Here is a 20,430-nt window from a genome sequence, read left to right as displayed (position 1 = left end):
GGTAACTCGCTGAATTCATGTGAGAAAAATTTTGGCAATGTTGACTGATGGATACTGACTATAGAATGTAGGGCGATGGATGATCGATGATTGTGTGGGAGATTGATCTATCATAGCTCTGTAATCATAAAGCTTACAGTGCTGCTACCCTAGCCCCGATAGATACGGCATCCTTTTTTAGATTCCACAGGCAACGCAGAGACTATCTAAAAAAGATACAGTGCATAGCGGGTAAAAGCTCCTAGAGAAAAAATAAACTAGAGAAACTTCTCATAATCAAAGCAATTTTATAAAAAGAAATGCCCCAGAAATTTCTGAGGCAATATTTGAGACTATATAAATCCGAGATTATTTTGTTTCCTGATAAATCAAGGTTAGAAATTCTGAGAAAGATTTTTCTAAACCAACGATGTCACCAGATTTTAGATGAAGGGTTCCGTCATTCTGGCTGCTGTTTCCTAATCTTGCTGAAGAAACCTGATAATATTGATCAGAGTTTTTGGCTCCTTTCTGTATTTTGATTGTTGATCCTAAAAGCTTCTTGGTAGAAACAGTGTAAATTTCACCCGAAACCAAAGGGATTTTCAAATAAGTACGAGGTCGAAGCAAATAATCTTTTCTATTAATGCTTATTTTCTGATCTTTAGATGAACCCGCGAATAGATATAAGTTGCCTTCATCCTTTACAATTTTTTCGGAAGGCGTATAATAAACCTGCAGCTTGTAGTGGCCAGCATCAAATTTCTGGGAATTTCCGTCTACTGTTTCAAAAGGTTTAAATAAAAATGTATTGGCACCAATTTCTTTCGCTTTCTTATAAATCAAGGAAAAGACTGCGGCGTCATCTTCAGAATAACCTTGAACTTCGATTTCTCCCAGAAATTCGGCATCAGTGCTTTTCTCTTTTATATGATACAGAAATTTATCTGTGTTGTCGTTGGTTTTTTCAACTTTTGTCAGGTAAACATTTTGTGCAAAAATAATCTGCACTGCGAAGACAAAGACAACGGTAATCAAATTTTTCATGATCATCAAATTATTTAGAAAGAATTTCTACGCATTCTTCCAAACTATTTTCCCAATGCTTTGGCTCGACCTTGTAAATTTCTTCAATTTTATCTAAGCACATGGTACTTCTTTTAGGTCTTCTGGCTGGAGTTGGATATTGCTCCGTTGTTAACGAATTTAATTTTACAGATGAATTTGAAAATTCTGCAATCTTCTTTGCAAACTCGAACCATGTAGTTTCAGGATAATTTGAGAAATGGAATATTCCAAAAGTCTTTTTGGGGTTTTCTATAATTTCCATAATGACTTCTGCCAAATCATTGGCGTTGGTAGGTTGCCCAAACTGATCACCCACAATACCCAGTTCATCTTTCTGAGAGAATAAGCTCAGCATTGTTTTCACAAAATTCTTATTGAATTCTGAATACAGCCATGATGTTCTGAAAATAATTGTTTGAGGATTTGCTTCCAAAGCCAGTTCTTCCCCTTCTCTTTTTGATTCCCCATAAACGCCAATCGGGTTTGTAAAATCATCCTCTGAATAATCTAAATTGGTTTCGCCATCAAAAACATAGTCGGTAGAAACATGCAGAAAAACAGTTTTATATTCTGAACATGCTTTCGCAATGTTCTCAACTCCCTGAGCATTTACAGCAAAAGCTCTGTCTCTTTCCTGTTCTGCCAAATCCACTGCAGTATATGCTGATGCATTGATGCAAAATTCAGGTTTGTGCTCCGAAAAGAACTCTTGAATCTGATCTTCGTTTGTTATGTCTAAAATTTTTGAATCTGTGAAAATAAATTCATAATCTAATTCAAAATCCGGAGCTATTTTTCTGATACAGTTTCCTAACTGACCGTTGCTTCCTATTACTAATATCTTTTTCATTTATTATGAATTTCTAGCGTTTTGTGACCTTAAGAATTTAACTCTGGGTTGGAAATCTTTCTGTTCTAAATCTACAAAGAATTTATGGAAAGTATCTTTTATATCCGCCGGATGAACTTCAGACTTTCTAGTTTTAATATTAAAATAAATTACCGTTACCCATAATACAGCATGAACTGTTTTTTCGTCGAGACTTTTCATTAAAATTTCAACTTTTGCAGTTCTGTCTTGTATTTCTATCGTTTTGCTACTAATGACTACCTGCGTATTATATCTCACCTCTCTCAGATAAGCTATCTCATTTTGAATAGCAATCCAAGTGCAGCCTGTTTTTTTGGTATATTCTTCATAAGTAAAACCGTAAAATTCTTCCACATGATCTTCTCTTGCATTGAACATGTAATCTAAATACTTGACATTGTTTAAATGCCCAATGGGATCACAATCACTGAATCGCACCCTTACCGTCGTTGATACTTCTTTTTCCATAACGCAAAAATAAAAAAACCACTTCTAATAGAAGTGGTAGTTTTTATAAATCTTTGTTAATATCTATATTCTTAAAGACCTAATTCCTTCTTCACAGCTGGAGTAGCATCAGGACCTGCTTTGTATACAAGACCAGTAGAGTTGGCATCCATGATATAATCATAACCATTTGCTTTCGCAACTTTAGTTACAACATCCATCAGTTTTTTCTCGATAGGCTCAAAAAGAGCATCCTGCTTTGCAGTAGCATCTTTTCTCATTTTTTCTTCCATCTGAGACATTTCTTCGGATACTTTTTGCATCTCTTCACTTCTTACTTTATTTTCAGCTTCAGTTTTTGTAGGAGCTTCTTTCTGATAAAGAGCAAACTTCGCCTGTGCAGCATCAGCTTTTTTCTTTAACTCAGCTCTTTTTGAATCTACAAACGTAGTAATTTCTGTATCAGCTTTTTTCTTTTCTGGCATTGCATTAAGAATACCTGCGACATCCAAAGTAGCAATTTTCTGAGCTTTTGCCATACCTACAGACACAACCATCATCGCTGCTGCAAATAATACACTTAATTTTTTCATAACGGGGTAATAAATAATTAATTTGTTTTTAGATTTTAAATTTGCGTAAAAGTTAATTCCGAAAAATTACTTTTACTATTTTTTATTAGTTTTCTTTTCTTTTTCCGTGGTTCCCTTTAATAAAATATCCAATACTTTATCTGTATAGTCATATCTTTTTTCAAGTGAAATCACATTAATATCATTGCTTTTATCAAGAACTATGCCTAAGCCGTTTTTCTGCACCATCGTTTTGATGGCCGTAAAAATCTGATCTTGAAATGGCTCTACCAAGTTTGCTCTCAATTGGTGAATTTCACCTGTTTTTCCGAATCTTAAACTTGTTGTGGTTTTGATGTTTTTTTCCAAATCCAAAACTTCCTTTTCCCTTAGTTTTAACTGATCTCCTACTAATAGAACTTTTTCGTTTTCAAAAGCCGATCTTTTTTTTTCGTACTCGGCCTGTAAACTCTGAAGCTCCTGCTCCCAGGTATCAATCTGAGAATTGAGTCTTGCTTCTGCCTCTTTATATTGCGGCATCATATTTAAAATATAATTTGTATCGACAACCCCAATTTTCTGTGCGTTGCTGAAACTGAAAAGCAACATGAAAGCAAAAGTGAAAAGTATTTTAAAATTCTTCATACTGTTATAAAGATTGGTTCATTAAGAAGTGAGTCTTCGTTCCTGACGGCTCTGTTCCTAGAACAGTTTTGTCAAATCCATACGCGAAATCAAATCCAATCAAACCAAACGCACCCATGTAAACTCTTACACCCACACCCACTGATCTTTTGAGCTGGAACGGGTTGTATTTGGTCCAAGTATTCCAAACATTACCTCCTTCAGCAAAAGTAAGAGCATAAATTTTAGCAGTTTGACTCATTGAAATCGGATATCTTAATTCTAACGTAAATCTATTGTAAATAGTACCTCCACCTTTCTGAGTGATGTCATCAATAGTACCTCCGTATGTAGAAGCATTTTCGTAACCTCTCAAAGGAATCAATTCTCTACCATCGAATCTACCTCCGAAAAGTCCTGTACCACCCACATAGAATCTTTCAAATGGTGGCGCTCCCAATTCTTTGTTGTAACCATCCATGAATCCCATTTCAGCAGAAGACCTTAAAACCAATTTACCTACAACTTCGTTATAAACATCAGCTTTGAATTTGATTTTATAGAATTCCATCCACTTATACTTATCCGTTGGAGACATTGTAGAATAATCTTTGTTACTAAACAATGAATATGGCGGAGTAAATTTACCTGACAATTCTATATTAGAACCCATTGTCGGGAAAATAGGATCAATACCTGCAGAATTTCTGCTTAAACCAATATTTAAACTTAAGTTATTTGCATTTCCATATAACTCAGTAGTGTCTCCAAACTCAAAAGGATAGTTGCTGAAGTTATATTTTTGAAACTGAATTCCTGTATATAATGAGAAATAATCATCCGGCCATTTCAACAATCTGTTTAAACCGACCGTTGCAGAGAAGATATTTAATCTCTGATCCGGGCCGCTTACTTGACTGTAATTAACTCTTGAATTATTTAAACTTACCGAAAGTGCAGTAGGCTTAGTTCCAAATAACCATGGTTCTACAAATGAAACACCATAGTTCTGGAAGTACTGACCCGCTTGCGCTGTGATAGATAATGTCTGTCCGTCACCTTGGGGAACTGGTCTAAAATCTTTAAATTTCAGGAAGTTCTTAAGAGAGAAGTTATTAAATGTCAATCCTAAAGTCCCAATAAAGCTGTTACCACCGTAACCTGCCTGCAACTGAACCTGAGAAGATCCTTTTTCAACCAATTTCCAGTTGACATCTACCGTATTATCCTGCTGGTTAGGTACAATATCCTGACCGATTTGCTGAGGGTCAAAGAATGACATCCCGGCTAAATCGAAATACGTTCTTTTGATTTCGGTTTTCTTGAAAAGTTCACCCGGCTTTGTTCTTAAAGCTCTTAGAATAACGTGGTCGTGAGTGGTCGTGTTTCCTTCCCATGTTACTCGGTTCCAGGTTGCCTGTTCGCCTTCATTGATTCTGATTTCAAGATTGATCTTATCTCCGTTTACCGATTTTTCTACCGGTGTAACGGTTGAGAAAAGATAACCATTATTCATATAATTCGACTTGATATCTGAATCGTCTTCTTTACCTCCGTCTTCACCAACTTTCTTGTTGAATCCTACAGCGTCGTAAATATCACCTTTTTTGTATCCTAAGATTCTCTGAAGATATTCTGTAGAATACACCGTGTTCCCAGTAAACGTAATATCACCAATGTAATATTGTTTTCCCTCGCTGAGTTTAACGTTGATTTCGTAATTATTCTTTTTATTTCTCCATACAGAATCAGAAACGATTTGTGCATCTCTGTATCCTAAAGAGTTATAATAGTTGATAAGACTCTGCTTATCTTCTTGATATTTTTCTTCGATAAATTTAGAAGACTTCAAAATACCACCAATTCCGAATCTCTTCTGTTTGGTTTCTTTGAATGCTTTCTTTCTTAGCTTAGCATCAGTAACGTTTTCGTTCCCTTCGAATTCGATATGGCTTATTTTCACTCTTCTGCCTTTGTCAACATTAATCGTCCAGTCTACCAAATTAGGATCACCTGCATTGACTTTATCTTCAATCGTAATTTTAGCATCAGCAAAACCTTTTTTCACATAATCCTTAGGAATATTTGTTTTAAGGCTTGAGATCAAATTCTGAGTGATTTTTGTACCGGGCTTCAGGTTGTTATCTTTAGCTAATTTTTCATTTTTAGATTTTCCAATCCCTTTTCCGACGAATTTTACTTCACCAAGGTCTTTTAAATCCTCAAGATAAAATTTTAAAACGACTGTTTTACCTTCAATACTTTGAATGTAAACCTCTACTTCAGAGAAAGACTGTGTGTCCCAAAGTTTTTTGATGGCACCACTGATTTTCTGTCCTGGAATATCTACCTCCTCTCCTTTTGTAAGACCCGTAAATCTTAGAATCTGAGCGGGTGTATATTTTTTTACCCCATCAACAACAATGTCTTTCAGAGTGTAAGTTCCTGTTTGATTTTCCGCAAGGACAGAGGTGGTATTTACCGCTGTGCTGTCTTGTGGTGTCACCTGTCCATAAAAATGTGCAGAAGCAGCAAACATAATGATGGGTAATAGTCTAAACTTCATTTTATCGTAATCTTTCTTTTCTTAAATTTACTTGATTTGTATCTGTTCGCCAGTAAGGCCATATCTTCTTTCCTTGTTTTGATAATCTACAATACACTGAAAAAATATGTCTTTTGTGAAATCCGGCCAAAGAACATTTAGAAATTGCAGTTCTGCGTACGCAATCTGCCAAAGCAGAAAATTGCTAACCCTGATTTCTCCACTGGTTCTGATCAACAAATCTACAGGTGGAAAATCTTTTGTATAGAGATAATTCTCAAATAATTTTTCATCAATATTTTCTATATCAACTTTACCTTCTTTCACGTCGGTGCTGATATTTTTAACGGCGTTAAGAATTTCGTTTTGTGAACCATAACTGATGGCCAAAACCAAATTCCCTTTTGTATTTTCTTTTGTAAGGTCTACAACTTTCAACAGCTGCTCTCTTACCAATGCTGGTAATTTCTCTAAATTTCCGATCACATGCATCCTCAACCCCTTACTGAAAATTTCTTCGGCTTCCAAAAGCAACGTTTCGGTAAGTAAACTCATCAGTGTGTTTACTTCATCAGTAGGTCGTTTCCAGTTTTCTGAGGAAAATGTATAGAGTGTGAGGTATGGAATATGAACTTCATTACATGCATTAATAGCATTTCTTACAGCATCAATGGCATTTTTATGACCAAATGTTCTTTCTTCACCGCGAGACTTTGCCCATCTCCCATTACCATCCATGATGATGGCTACGTGCTGTGGCAAATTCTCGGAATTTATTTTTTCTTTAATCAACGACATAATTAATTAATCACAATAACATGGTGGTCTTCCAAAAGAATAGGTCAATCCTAAACTAAAGGTATTCATCCAATCTCTTGATTCAGTATCCCCTACATTTCTACTGTTAAGAAAAGCAGCTTCTCTTTCTTTAGAAACAATAAAATAATCTCCTGTCTGCAAAAGAGATCCGCCAGTGGATGGGTTTAAAATATCTGCATTGTAGTTCGAAACAATATCTTTAGCAAGTATCTTGCTGTGATCTAGCTGATCTGTTAATGCAAGTCTAAAAGTAGCTTCTGCAAATATTGCCCAACCGTGATTGAATTTATATTTTAATCCTACTCCAAAAGGCACATGTGCTACAGTTTTTTTACCCATTGTATATTCTGTGGTTGTCACAAAATCTAGTTCATCTACAGGAGCCTGCGCCACGCCGTCTGCATTTCTTTTAAAGTCATGATTTAATGTAGCCTTTGGTGCATCAAACATTAAACCTCCAATCCCTGCAAAAATATATGGGCTTACCATACTTAATTGCTCATTATTTACAGGAAATAAATTATATTCGAAAACAATACTTGCTTCGTAAACATTATTTTTTCCGAATGAATTTCTGTTTCTCCTATATTCTTCCTTTGCAGCTTTATCACTGAACTGAACTTGGTTATAACCCAAATCAAGCCTTACGGTCTGATGAGGATTAAAGTTGAATCTATATAACAATCCACCATAAAAAGGAACTCCCCATTCTGAAGCTCTGTCCAAATCCAATGGCTGCTGCAAAATGTAATTGGTATTTCCTATGTCGCCTACTAAATTACTCATGCCAAGACGAATTCCCAATTCATTTCTTTGTGCCTTTACACTTACCATTGTACCTAAGAGGGTAAGAAAGCTAAACAATAATTTTTTATTCATAGAAGAATATGGATTTATGGTTATTTTAAAAATTAATTTTTGCAAATATAAAACATTTTTGCATTAATGATAACCTTAATGTTTCGTTAAAAATAAACAAAAAAACATAATTTATTATAAAGTAAACGACAAACTAGCAAAATTATTCTTTTTTTAACAGATTGCCATCTTCAGATAAGATCAAACCCTCATAGTATGAGGGTTTATTATCATTAGTTTTTTCTATCTAAATACGCTTTTATGAAATTTCGTATTTTTAACAATAAAGGCTCATTATAATTTTTGTCTTCATCAAAGTATCCATAGCCATAACCGTAGCCATAACCGTAGCCATAACCTTGCTTCACCACATAATCATTGTAAACAAAACCTAAGTGCTTGATTTCGTCATTATGGTATTTCTCAGTGATCATTTTAAGCATATACTTTTCTGTGTATTCATGGCGAACAATATATAAGTTGGCATCAGAATACTTCATCAAGTCATAAGAATCTGCAACCAGCCCCACAGGTGGAGAATCTATAACTATAAAATCGTACCTCATTTTAAGTTCTTCAATTAACTTAAGGTTTCTATCGCTCATCAAAAGCTCAGACGGGTTTGGAGGAATGGGACCTGCTGTTGCCACGTCAAGATTTGGATTTTTTGTTTTATTAATAATTTGATCAATAGTCACCTCCCCTGTTAAATAATTTGAGATCCCATGTTTATTATCAATATTAAAATCTCCGAAAATTTTAGGTTTTCTAAGATCCATTCCCAGCAAAATCGTTTTCTTATCACTTAAGCCTAAGACTGATGCTAAGTTTATTGAAATGTACGTTTTTCCTTCGCCACCGACAGAAGATGTAATCAAAACAACCTTACTTTTACCATCTTCATTTGCCAGAAATCTCATATTAGCCCGTATCCCACGAAAAGCTTCTGATACCGATGATTTCGGATTATCTAAAACGGTAAGCATATTTTCATTGTTATTATTTCCTATCACACCCAATAGAGGAATTTTAGTAACAGATAACAATTCTTTTATATTTCTAATCTTACTATCAAGTAAACCACCAATTAAAATAAAAACAACTAGCAATGTGAGAAAAACCCCAATGATTATCATTTTAGTCCCTTTAATGTTGGGTCCTATTGGTTGCTGTCCTAAATTTTTGGCGGGATCAATTACAGTAATGTCTGATTGGTTCGTTGCCATCCTCATTTTACTCTCATTTTGCCTAGTTAGCAAACTGTTATAAGTAGCTTCAATCATATTGTAACCACGCTCTGCATCCAAATATTTTCTTTGTTTTTCAGGATACATAGATAATTCTGAATTTGCTTCGCTGACCTGCTGATTAATTTTATTAAGCTGATCTGTATACACTGTGTAAACATTTCTCAAGGAACCAGATGAATTCTGCTTGGCCTCACTAATGAGCCTATTCACCTCCTTTATAGGTTCAGAATTTGGAGTATAAATGGCTGACAATTCTCTCTTTTTTAGATAAAGCGCTTTTAATTCTGCCACTGATGCAGAGAATAATCCATCATCAAAACCTGCTGCAGAAGGACTGATCATCTTATCGAAACTTTGTGTCTCCACAGAGTTTCTGATATTACTTAGAGAAGCCATTTTACTAAGAATCTCTGCCTTCTTCGCTTCTAATTCTTTAATTTGCTGTAAAGATTTTTCATCTCTATTTTGAATATCATATAATTTTTCTGAGGTTTTCAGATAATTCAAAACGGCACCACTCGAATCTAACTGCTTTCTGATATTTGCAAGGCTGGATCTTAAATACTCTTCTGTATTTGCATCCACTTTTATTTTATCATTAAACCTCTTCTTTTGAAGCTCTGCAACAGACTTATTTAAAAAATTCACAGTACTGTTTAGGTTATATCCACTTTTGGAAATAATCATAATGGTATTGATTTCTTTGTCAAAATCAACACTTACCGTTCCGATGATACCATTTACAGCATCATTAACTGTACTTAGGTTTACTATAATATTATCAAGCTTAATTCTGGTAGTGACGGGATTAGGAACCAATCTAAATCTTAAATTAGGAGAAGTATACCATTCATTAAGTTTAATAACTTTATTGGTTGGTTTTGGAAAAGCTTTCACATTCTGAAAACCCTCCACTTCGTATGAATAAAGATTCGTAGATTCACCTTCATCAGGTAAAACAACCTCATAAGAATTCCCATTTTTAGGCACCAACGTAATGGGATAATTAACTTGCTGAAGGTGCTTGGTATCGATTTCTAAGAAAACGGGTGAGTCGTCCTTATCGAGATAAGTAGATTTTAAAAGACCTTTTGTTTGGTAATTGACATAATAATTTAACTCTTTAACCAAATACTCATTATGAGATCTTGACAACAGCATTTTCTTAAGGTAAACCCCATCCTGATTACCTCCCTGCCCCCATATAAAGTTGATTGACTGGTTAGGTGTAAAATAGCTTGCTGCACCATTAGATATGCTTAGTGATAAGTTTGATGAATAGATACTTTGTGCATAATATTTACCGTAGAACCATGAAATTCCGTAGCCAATGCAAAACACAAATACAAACCAATACCAATTTTTCCAGAGTCTTCGTAAGAAATCTTCAATGTCAAATAAAGCAAAAGATCCCAACTTTTCTTTTTGAGCTGCACTTTTATCTACCGTATCAACTTTTTTCGGAATCATATTACAGGTTTTTAAGAAGTAGGTAAATAGATAGAGCAGTAGTAATAACCGAAACTCCGCTTATAACAGTTTGTATAGGGTCCTTACCGAATCCATTTAGGCTGCGTCTCTGAGTAGTCAAAAAAATCTCATCACCGTTCTGTACGTAGTAATAGGGAGAATTCATCACATCTTCGCGAGTAAGATCTATTTTAGCTACTTTAATTCCTTCCGGAAGTTTTCTGTGAATAACAATATTTTTCCTGTCAACTGTTCTGTTTAAACCACCATTTATAGATATTGCTTCGGTCAGAGTCAGCGTATTTTTATGTGCTTTTTTCTCGCCAGTAATCCCAACAGTTTCAATATCGCCTAAAATATAATATGTAATACCATCAGTGTTTAGTCGCACTTCAGACTTTCCCTCTTGGAAGTTCTCATTTACTTTCTCCTGAAGCTCCAAACTAACTTCTTCTATGGTTCTGCCTTCAGCTTTTACATACCCTATTCCAAAAACATTGATATCTCCTTTAGAATCAACCTTTAATCCATTAAAATACACAATAGCATTACCACCAGTTCCAGTTCCGTTAGTCATTGAAATAGTGGTGCCTCCTGTTCCTACAGAAGTATTTAAAGCAGAATAAAACTGAGCAGCATCTCCTTTGGGAGTTGTCACGATATTCAAAGTCAACATATCGTTTTTTGTAATTCTGTAAACGGGAATATTATACGGAATCAATCCCTCTTCATTGATTACAAGACTTTCACTTGGCTGCATGTATTTTACATCTTTGCTTGTAATACAAGAAGCTAATAGAAAAGGTAATACTAAAAACAGTAAATACTTATAGAATTTCATCATAAATTATATGTAGTTTGCAAAAATAGAAATTTAATTATTACTTTTTAACATTTTATTTTTAACCATATATATAAAATCTGGCAGATAAGCACCTACAAAACCAAGTAACAAAATAATCCCCAATAAAAGATTTACATTGGCATGTCGTAGAAAGTAGGCCACTGTAACAATAAAAATATAATAGGTTATGATGTAGAAACTTGACCTTCTGTGGGTGAGATTAAGTTTTAAAAGTTTATGGTGTATGTGATTCTTATCTGCCAAAAAAGGCGATTTTTTATTCCAAAGCCTTACTATAATAACATTTAAAGTATCTACAATTGGCAAAATCAAAATGGCTACAGCAATCACTGGAGCAGATTTCAAATGATACCTAGGAGCATTCGGCAGTTGCCTGTCTATAAAAATATCGATAAAACAAATACTGGTAAATGCCAGTAAAAACCCCAACAGCATAGAGCCGGTATCTCCCATAAATATTTTTGTAGCTCTATAATTGGATAAATTGTAATATAAAAAAGCCAGAACAGAACCTATTATGATTACCGATAGAACAACCAAGGGATAATTGTATTCGCCCAAACGATAATAGCTGACCCCAAACAGAGCACTGCAGATCACTGAATATCCGCCTGCCAATCCGTCAATTCCGTCGATGAGATTAAATGCATTTATTAAGATAATAAATGTAACGATGGTAACAAGTACACTCAGAACATAATCAATCTCATAAATCCCAAAAATCCCAAATAGACTTCTGATTCTAATGTCTGAACCAATCACAATGAAAACAGATACAACAATCTGGGCAACCAGCTTTTTATAAGCCCTCATGACAACAATATCATCCATTACACCTACGTACAACAGGACAATAAGTGAGGCAAAGAGAAACTTATACAAATCAAAAAGTTCATAGGCAAAGACAGAAGTACAGATACCAATAGAATAAAATATTGTAATACCACCAAGATTAGGAATCTTACGCATGTGAGAACTTCTCACACTCGGTTCATCCATCAGATTTTTTCTTCTGGAAATTTTTATAATAGTGGGAATCGAGAAAAATGTGATTAAAAAAGAGAACAGAAAACCTAGACCTATTTTTACATAAAAAATAGAAATCCCTGAGTTATATAAGAGTAATTCAAAATTCTTCATTTTTTTCTATTAAAGTACTTTTTGGATCTTGAGACCTTAAAGCCTTAATGAAATCATTGCCAACACGTTAAACTACCATGACAAATGACTTTTCCATTTGTGTTATATTAATTTTCTTAATATTTTTTTCTGTCCAGAAAAGAACAAAAGATAAAATATCATTTTTTTCAGGGGTAAAGATAATAGATAATTCTTATCAAAACGACTGTAAATCATTATCTCTCTAAAATTAATGTTTCTCTGGCGCATGAATAACTCTAATTTGTGCGACATATTATAAAACATCTGTTCCTCTTTTACGAAAGCTAAATAAGCTAAAAAAGTGTAAACACCTTCTAAAATCTGAAAATTTTTAAGCTCTTTCTGTTTTTTAGAATATTGTGAAATTTCAAATGCTTTTTCTACGTCCGCCACTGCTCTCAAAATATCCAATCCTTGTTCTGTATGTGTTTTTGAAATCGAATCTGTACGCTCAAAATATTGGTAATGAAAATTTTGAGTTTGCGCCAAAGTTTTGCATTGCAATAAAAGTTGGGGAATTAGCTGAATATCTTCAAAATGAATTCCTTTTTTAAATCTTTTTCCGTGAAAAAGTTCTTTTTTAAATAATTTATTACAAGCAAAATAACTTAAATCTGAAAACACTGAAAAATGTGTTTCCAAATCAATTTTCTCAGGCATATTAGGAATCTGCGTGAGTTTTTGCGTCACATTTCCATACGTATCAACTTTTTGGATGTTGCAGATGACCATTTCAGCCTGATGTTTCAGTGCTAAATTCAGCATTTCTTCAAACATCGTGTTTGTGACAAAGTCGTCACTGTCAACAAATCCCAAATAATTTCCGGTCGCATGGTCAATTCCAAAATTTCTCGCATCGCTTAAACCTCCGTTTGCTTTAGCAAAAGCTTTAATTTTATCCGGAAATCTCTGAGCGTAATCCTGAATTATTTTTTCAGACTGATCCTCACTGCCATCATTCACTACCAAAATCTCAATATGCTGATACGTCTGATTCACCAAAGAATCAAGACATTTCGCCAGATAATTTTCGACGTTATAAACCGGAACAATGATGGAAATTAAAGGAGGTTCTGCCATCGTTTAGCTTTTGGTAAATCTTGCGCTCAGCCAGCCTTTTTTGGCCTCATCAAAATCTGTTCTTGAACACGGAATACAGTTTTCAATATTTTCATCGTCTCCAAAATACCAAAGATTGCTGAATGTATCTCGTTTGAAAGCATATTGTCTATCCTCAATCAGAACATAGAACATCTCATATTGTCTTTCCTTAGGATGCGACTGCTGAATATTAATTCCTTCGATCAGATACCAAAGCATTTGTGCTAAAAGCTGATGATTCAACTGATTTTCAGAATAAATATTGTAATTAAAGATTCCTACCGATTTCAAATTTTCACTCAATCCAATTTCCTTCATGTAAGCACAGATTTCTCTCCTGTTCAAGCCATTCACCTGCGGATTCATAGAAAAAGCATCACTGAAACTTTCGATTGCATCACAGTTTACTGTCACCAAATCGGCTTTCCTGAAATAAGGCTCGGTACGTTCTGTGGAATTCATCATTTCAGCCAAACGGACGATATCAAACTCAACTTCTCTGATGAGCTTTACAGAATCTGCTTCATTCAAATGTTTTTGATACCCTAAATGATGATAATTTTTGATAGAGAAATTTTTTGAGCCTAAAATCTTGCTTAAAAAAGTATGTTCGTTAATACCTTCGCCTTGCTTAAGCGAAATAATATTGCTGATCTGCGTGTAATTGATATTTTGCTGATGAAAATTCAATCCGGAAAATAAAGAAAAAGAAAAGTCGTTAGAACCTCCTACAATCACCGGAATCGCTCTTTTAGAATGGCATTCCGACAATACTTCCTGTAAAATATAATGAGAATCTTCAACCGATTTACCTGAAACCAAATCTCCTAAATCCACCACCGGAATTTCAAAATCGAGTTTTGACAATTTGTAAAACTCTCTTCTGATAGCTGTAAAATCCTGCACTTCAGCATCACCATTAGCACCTCTGTAATCTGAAACGAAAAGCAAAACAATACTGTCCTCTTTTATTTCTTTGGTTATTTGGTGACCAATCTGCCAGTTTTCTGTTCTGAAATTTCTTGGTGAAATGATAAAATCTTCGAAATCCATGTGCTCAAATACTTATTAAAGCTCAAAAATATTAAAATTAAATGAGTAAGCAGAGCTTAGAAATTATATTTTAGATCGAAAAACATTCTTAGGCATCAACTTTCACAAAGTTTTGCCGGCATTTTAGTCTTTCAGGATCTCAAATACATACGTTGTAGAAGTCTCAAACTTTCCACCCTGCGTTGCTCCAAATAAAAACTGAGGTCTCTTTCCATCTTTACTCATCAAAATCATTGGCCTTTCCAACCTTCCGAATCTCTTCAAATGCTTCGGCGGAGTTGCTTCCTGAATGTAATGCTGCATATTGAGATAAGCAATTTTGGGCTTTGACCATTTGATGCCGTCTTTGGTCGTTAAATGCAAACCATATTCGTGGTTATAAAATCCCATATCACGGGCGACCATGTGAAATTTTCCATTTTGCTTCCAGATGAAAGCGTCTTCCAACTGAGCATTATTTGGCGAAGAGGAAAAATCGATTACCGGATTTTCAGAAACTTTCATGTATGGACCTTCCGGCTTCAAGGCTTTCGCTAAGCCATATTTTCTGTTTCCACGGACAGTCCCTTTTTGCTTAACGTATTCTTCAGTATTCCAAGATTTATAAAACAACCAGTATTTACCGTCATTTCCTTTTTCGAAAGCAGGGTTTGTGGTACAATGATCGTCCCACGCTCCTTCTTTCCCGGGAAGAAGTAAGGGCTGATCAGGTCTAGCCCATTCTCCACCGAGACTTTTCGAAGTTGCCAAACCAATTCTTTTCGTATTCGTCTTTCCGTTTGAATTGCCCATGAAAAACAGATAATATTGATCATCCACTTTTTTAATTAAAGGATTGTGGCAAGTGGTTGCATCCCAAAACTCACCTCCTCTCGAGGCGAGAATAACTTGTTGATGTTGAAATTCGTCAAAAGGCGAGTTAGCTTCCGCACGGCAGATCTCAGAACCGTTCAGCCAGCCGCCCATCCCTTTTTCTTTTTTCCATCGGGAATAAAAAAGATGTACTTTTCCGTCTTCACCCCAAATCGGGGAAGAGCACCAAATATAATAACCGTCTAATTCTAATGACCTTCCGATAGGTTTTAAATTAAAATAAGGTTTGTCTGAAAAATCAAATGCGCTAGTAAATGACGAACCGAAGAATACTGCTGCAATTCCCAAGGCTGAAGTTTGTAAAAAATCTCTGCGGGTGTATTTTGACTGGCTCATTGTAGTTGATTTTCAGCTAATGTAGAGGAAAGCGATGCAAATAGTGTCCTGCGGTTTCGGGTGTAATGAAGACTCAATACCAAATGAAGTAAAGATTACATCAAAAAAACAGACTTTTCTGTTGAGAATTACCTTTTAATAAAATTTTAAAAACAACTATTACCAATTAGAAGAGACAGAAGCCCATATTCTAAATATAAATCTTCTCAAAAACAAAAAGGTACAAGGAACTATTTGTGATAGTTTTGAAGAGATATTAGAACTGGATACTAATACTTTAAATAAAAACGAGAAAGATGCTTAAGTTTGCCACAATAAGGAAGTACTCAAAAGCTCAGATATTGAGAATTGAGCAGCAAAAATTTAAACTCAATATAAATTGGAAAAAGAAGAGAAAATATGGGAATTACTTGAAATGTGCTATTACGGTCACATCGATCAAGTTAAACGATTAGTGGAAGAAGGTGTCAATGTTAACGCAATTGGTGACAATGGAATGTCTCCATTGGATGCCGCTAAAGAAGGAGAAAATAATGAAATAGTTGACTACCTTTTAAGTGTGGGAGCTGAGGAAAAACTGGATTCGTTAGATTGAATAATGACTTTAAGTCTTTAGCAATAAAAACCACAAGTATTAAAAAAGCTAAGCCCCTTTTGAAATCATCTAAAAGGGCTTTATATTTAAATTTAACACTACTATTTCTTAGCAGCTGGCTTCTTCGCCGGAGCTTTCTTCGCTGTTGTCGCTTTTTTAGCAGCTGGTTTTTTAGCAGCTGGTTTTTTCTTTTCTGCAAAAGCTTTAGGATCCTGTGCGGTAATCCATTTTTTAACCTCATCGAGAGAGACTTCTTTCAGTTCGTCAGATTCATATTTGGTGTCATCTTTCTTCTTTGGAATTTTGAACATGGCTTTTCCAAATTTGATGAATGGTCCCCATCTTCCATTTTCAAGAGAGATTTTCTCTTTTTCCCACTGTTGGATGTATCTGTTGGCTTCTTTTTCTAATTTAGCTTCTACCAGTTCGTTGATATCGCTTTGAGAAAGATTGTCAAAATCATATCGTTTAGGAACATTGATAAAGATACTCTGATATTTAATGAAAGGCCCAAATCTCCCGGTTCCTTTAGTAATTGGCTCACCTTTGAAGTTGGCGATTGGAGCGTCAGCTAGTTTCTTTTCAGCAATGATTTCCTCTGCACGTTTCTGATCCACCGAAAGCGGATCTTCACCTTTTGGAATACTGATATAGGTTTCTCCCCATTTCACATAAGGCCCGAATCTTCCGACACCAATGGTCACGGTTTGATCTTCAAAATTATTTAGTTCAAATGGTAATTTGAATAATTCTAAAGCGTCCTCTAAAGCGATGGTTGCAATGTTTTGTCCGGCCATCAACGATGCGAAAATTGGCTTTTCTTCATCATCCTGCTCACCAATCTGAATCATGGGTCCGAATCTTCCGATTCTTGCATAAATATTCTTTCCTGACTTAGGATCTATACCTAAAAGACGCTCACCGTTGGCACGATCTGCATTTTCTTCTACATCTTCAATTCTCGGATGGAATTTTGAGTAGAAATCGGTCATCATTTCCTTCCATTTCTGGTCACCGTTGGCAATTTCGTCAAAGCTTTCTTCTACTCTTGCTGTGAAACCATAGTCTAATATTTCAGCGAAATTATTGGTTAAGAAATCATTCACCACTTCACCAATATCGGTAGGAATGAATTTATTTTTGTCGCCCCCGAATTTTTCTTCAAGAACTTCTTTTTTAATTTTATCTTTTGCCAAAGAGATTTTTACCACTTCACGAATTTGTGGTTCCAATTCTCTTTTGTCTACATACTCACGGTTCTGAATGGTCTGGATTGTCGGCGCATATGTTGACGGACGGCCGATTCCCAGTTCTTCCAATTTTTTAACCAACATCGCTTCGGTAAATCTAGCCGATGGTCTTGTGAATTTTTCTGTAGCGGTAATTTTTTTATAGTCTAAAATTTCACCTACAGTAACTTTCGGCAAAAGTTTTTCGTTGCTTTCCTCGTCTTCGTCTTCAGTTTTTACAATTCCGTAAGCTTTTAAGAAACCGTCAAAGATGATCACTTCACCCTGTGCTTCAAAACGCTGGGGAAGTTTTGCATTTCCGATTTCAATCACCGTTTTCTCAATTTTAGCATTTGCCATCTGAGAAGCCAATGTTCTTCTGTAAATTAATTGGTATAATTTACTTAGCTGAACATCACCAATCGATTTTACAGAAAAATCTGTCGGACGGATGGCTTCGTGAGCTTCCTGCGCTGAAGATGATTTGGTGGTATATTTTCTTGGAGCAGAATATTCTGCTCCATATTCTGATACAATTTGATTTTTAGCTCCATCAATCGCTTCCTGAGAAAGGTTGACCGAGTCTGTTCTCATATAGGTAATAAATCCTTCTTCGTATAATCTCTGAGCTAAACGCATTGTGTTTGTTACGTTGTAGCCTAATCTTGAAGAAGCTTCCTGCTGAAGTGTAGACGTTGTAAAGGGTGCAGACGCTGAACGCGTGCCCGGTTTGGTTTCAACATTCAGAACTTTGAACTCTGTGGTTCTTGCCAATTCTAAGAATTTCTCTGCGTCTTCTTCTTTTTCGAAATCTTTTTTAAGTTTGGCAGCGATTTCCTGATCTGCTTTATTTAAGAAAACTCCATCAAGTTTGAAACTTGCTTTTGGAGTAAACTGACGAATTTCTTTTTCTCTTTCAACCACCAAACGTACTGCAACCGACTGCACTCTTCCTGCAGACAATCCCGGTTTTACTTTTTTCCAAAGTACCGGAGACATTTCAAAACCTACGATTCTGTCTAAAACTCTTCTTGCCTGTTGAGCATTGACTAAGTTTTGATCAATATCTCTTGGGTTTTCAATAGCTTTAAGAATAGCATTTTTGGTAATCTCGTGAAAGACGATTCTTTTTCTGTTTTCGGGTTTCAGTTTTAATTCATCTGCCAAATGCCAGGCGATAGCTTCACCCTCGCGGTCCTCATCGGAAGCGAGCCAAACCATTTCGGCTTTCTTTACAGCAGACTTTAATTCTGTAACCAGTTTCTTTTTATCGGCGGAAACTTCGTAATCCGGACTGAAGGTGGCAAGGTCAATTCCCATTCCTTTTTTCGGAAGGTCACGGATGTGTCCGAAGCTCGATTTGACTTCGAAATCCTTCCCTAAATATTTCTGAATAGTTTTTGCTTTTGCCGGAGACTCGACGATTACTAAATTTTTCGACATCCTCTAAATTTTTGCAAAAGTAAAGCTTTTTTATTATATCATTTTTCCGTCAGACCATTTTATGCAATAATTCTATAGGTTCAACGAAGATTCTATAGAAAAAACCTTCAAAAGTAAAACCTCTTCCAGACATTTCTACACGATACGTCAGCGATAAAATAATAATGAATAAAGTGATATAAAATTTGGGATTTAATTTGAGAACTTTAAAACTTGTAGAATGAGTGCTATCCTTCAATTGCATGGCAAAGAGTACAATAATAAACATCATGTGAATGTACATCCATCTTCCCCAGTCGATAGCCAGATAAAAAAGCGGTAACGAGAAGACAAAAGCAGTAACCAATAAAATAGATATTGCCTTTCGGTGTCTTTGATATTTTAAATAAAATGCAACATGTGCAACAGATATTAAAAAACTGATCAAGTACAGTCGGTACTCTTTAAAATGTTCGATGATATACTGTCTTTCATTAATATTCCAAAAGAAAATACCTCTTGTGAGAATCACCCCACGCTCCTGAAGAATCTGTAAAGACTGTCCTTCATTGATATTTTTACCTAAAAGACCAATGAAAACGGCAGGAATAAAAACTGCCATGATATATTTAAAATATCTTTTAAACTCAATTGTATCTGTTTTTAAATACAACGCGATCAAGAAATATGTAATGAAAAACAAAGTAATTTCATGAAAAAACATAGCTATGACAAGGCCGAAGCAAATCAAATATTCTTTTGATTTTGACAGTGAATTTTTATTTAAATGACATACGAAAAACGCAAACAAAAAGAACACAATGAATTCCTTTTTTCCCACATAATCTACACAGTTAAAAAGACCTATAAAACCGATGGAAGATAATAAAAGCGACAAATAAAGAAATGTAGCTTCTTTGTACTGAATCAATTTAAAGTAAAAGTAGAAAAAGCCTGAAATAATCATTACCTGAAAAAAGTAGACTAACAAATTGAGCTTTATCCCAGAAATATCCTGCAGCAAAAAAAAGAAACTCCCAGACAGACCTCTACGCTTGAAACCACCATCCTGATAATTGATAAGCCAGTCTCCTAAAATATATCCATCCGATTTTGCATTGTGAAGATAGGTGAAAGCAATCGCAAATAGAGCTGTTGCGACAATCAAAACATAGATAAAAATCTTAGTATTTAAATAAGATAAAATTTTTCCCCGTATCATTATCAGTTTCGCGGATGTTATTCAATAAAAAAAGAGAAACACAACAGTTCCTAAAACATTATGAATTCTT

At 35.0% G+C, this 20,430-nt stretch carries 17 protein-coding genes; 1 reads left to right on the top strand and 16 read right to left on the bottom strand.

All coding sequences use genetic code 11. From position 1 onward, the window contains the following. Window positions 1-348: 348 nt before the first annotated feature. The 14 genes from AR685_RS10705 to AR685_RS10640 all read right to left on the bottom strand — a co-directional run bounded on the left by AR685_RS10705 (window position 349) and on the right by AR685_RS10640 (window position 15,892). Window positions 349-1,026, bottom strand: a complete 678-nt coding sequence (locus AR685_RS10705) for a hypothetical protein (protein WP_047443790.1) — start codon at window positions 1,024-1,026, stop codon at window positions 349-351. Window positions 1,027-1,036: 10 nt separating this feature from the next. After that, window positions 1,037-1,897 (bottom strand): dTDP-4-dehydrorhamnose reductase, encoded by an 861-nt coding sequence (gene rfbD / locus AR685_RS10700; protein WP_047443673.1) that lies wholly within the window; start codon window positions 1,895-1,897, stop codon window positions 1,037-1,039. Window positions 1,898-1,900: 3 nt separating this feature from the next. After that, window positions 1,901-2,386, bottom strand: coding sequence for an acyl-CoA thioesterase (locus AR685_RS10695; protein WP_047443671.1), 486 nt, complete (start codon window positions 2,384-2,386; stop codon window positions 1,901-1,903). 71 nt (window positions 2,387-2,457) lie between these two features. Continuing rightward, window positions 2,458-2,958, bottom strand: coding sequence for an OmpH family outer membrane protein (locus AR685_RS10690; protein ID WP_047443670.1), 501 nt, complete (start codon window positions 2,956-2,958; stop codon window positions 2,458-2,460). A 75-nt stretch (window positions 2,959-3,033) separates the two neighbouring features. Continuing rightward, window positions 3,034-3,582, bottom strand: coding sequence for an OmpH family outer membrane protein (locus AR685_RS10685; protein ID WP_047443668.1), 549 nt, complete (start codon window positions 3,580-3,582; stop codon window positions 3,034-3,036). A gap of 4 nt (window positions 3,583-3,586) precedes the next feature. Next, window positions 3,587-6,127 carry an outer membrane protein assembly factor BamA gene (gene bamA / locus AR685_RS10680; protein ID WP_047443666.1) on the bottom strand — a complete coding sequence of 847 codons (2,541 nt, stop codon included), beginning with the start codon at window positions 6,125-6,127 and terminating at the stop codon, window positions 3,587-3,589. Window positions 6,128-6,154: 27 nt separating this feature from the next. Beyond that, entirely contained in the window at window positions 6,155-6,904 is a 750-nt protein-coding gene (uppS, locus tag AR685_RS10675; protein WP_047443664.1) for a polyprenyl diphosphate synthase, read from the bottom strand. 6 nt (window positions 6,905-6,910) lie between these two features. Next, window positions 6,911-7,804 carry a DUF6089 family protein gene (locus AR685_RS10670; protein ID WP_059124535.1) on the bottom strand — a complete coding sequence of 298 codons (894 nt, stop codon included), beginning with the start codon at window positions 7,802-7,804 and terminating at the stop codon, window positions 6,911-6,913. Between the two features lie 212 nt (window positions 7,805-8,016). After that, window positions 8,017-10,503, bottom strand: coding sequence for an exopolysaccharide transport family protein (locus tag AR685_RS10665; RefSeq protein ID WP_047443660.1), 2,487 nt, complete (start codon window positions 10,501-10,503; stop codon window positions 8,017-8,019). 1 nt (window position 10,504) lies between these two features. Then, window positions 10,505-11,347, bottom strand: coding sequence for a polysaccharide biosynthesis/export family protein (locus AR685_RS10660; RefSeq protein WP_047443658.1), 843 nt, complete (start codon window positions 11,345-11,347; stop codon window positions 10,505-10,507). A 30-nt stretch (window positions 11,348-11,377) separates the two neighbouring features. After that, window positions 11,378-12,508: a glycosyltransferase family 4 protein gene (locus AR685_RS10655; RefSeq protein ID WP_059124534.1), complete on the bottom strand. Its 1,131-nt coding sequence runs from the start codon at window positions 12,506-12,508 to the stop codon at window positions 11,378-11,380. A gap of 102 nt (window positions 12,509-12,610) precedes the next feature. Then, window positions 12,611-13,609: a glycosyltransferase family 2 protein gene (locus AR685_RS10650; RefSeq protein WP_082671918.1), complete on the bottom strand. Its 999-nt coding sequence runs from the start codon at window positions 13,607-13,609 to the stop codon at window positions 12,611-12,613. Window positions 13,610-13,612: 3 nt separating this feature from the next. Beyond that, window positions 13,613-14,683, bottom strand: coding sequence for a formimidoylglutamase (locus AR685_RS10645; RefSeq protein ID WP_059124533.1), 1,071 nt, complete (start codon window positions 14,681-14,683; stop codon window positions 13,613-13,615). A gap of 123 nt (window positions 14,684-14,806) precedes the next feature. Beyond that, on the bottom strand, window positions 14,807-15,892 hold the full coding sequence (locus tag AR685_RS10640; protein WP_059124532.1) for a twin-arginine translocation signal domain-containing protein: 1,086 nt from the start codon (window positions 15,890-15,892) through the stop codon (window positions 14,807-14,809). A 379-nt stretch (window positions 15,893-16,271) separates the two neighbouring features. Here AR685_RS10640 and AR685_RS10635 point away from each other — a divergent pair, with 379 nt between their 5' ends. Next, window positions 16,272-16,487: an ankyrin repeat domain-containing protein gene (locus AR685_RS10635; protein WP_059124531.1), complete on the top strand. Its 216-nt coding sequence runs from the start codon at window positions 16,272-16,274 to the stop codon at window positions 16,485-16,487. A gap of 101 nt (window positions 16,488-16,588) precedes the next feature. Here AR685_RS10635 and topA read toward each other — a convergent pair whose 3' ends face one another. Continuing rightward, a complete protein-coding gene (gene topA / locus AR685_RS10630) occupies window positions 16,589-19,159 on the bottom strand; it encodes a type I DNA topoisomerase (RefSeq protein WP_059124530.1) in 2,571 nt (856 codons plus the stop codon). A gap of 49 nt (window positions 19,160-19,208) precedes the next feature. Then, entirely contained in the window at window positions 19,209-20,360 is a 1,152-nt protein-coding gene (locus AR685_RS10625) for a hypothetical protein (protein WP_059124529.1), read from the bottom strand. Window positions 20,361-20,430 lie beyond the last annotated feature (70 nt).

It is taken from the genome of Chryseobacterium sp. JAH (genome assembly GCF_001507335.1).
Classification (GTDB): Bacteria; Bacteroidota; Bacteroidia; order Flavobacteriales; family Weeksellaceae; genus Chryseobacterium.
Note: the sequence above shows the minus strand (reverse complement) of the source record. Positions and strands in the feature narration are given on the sequence as shown.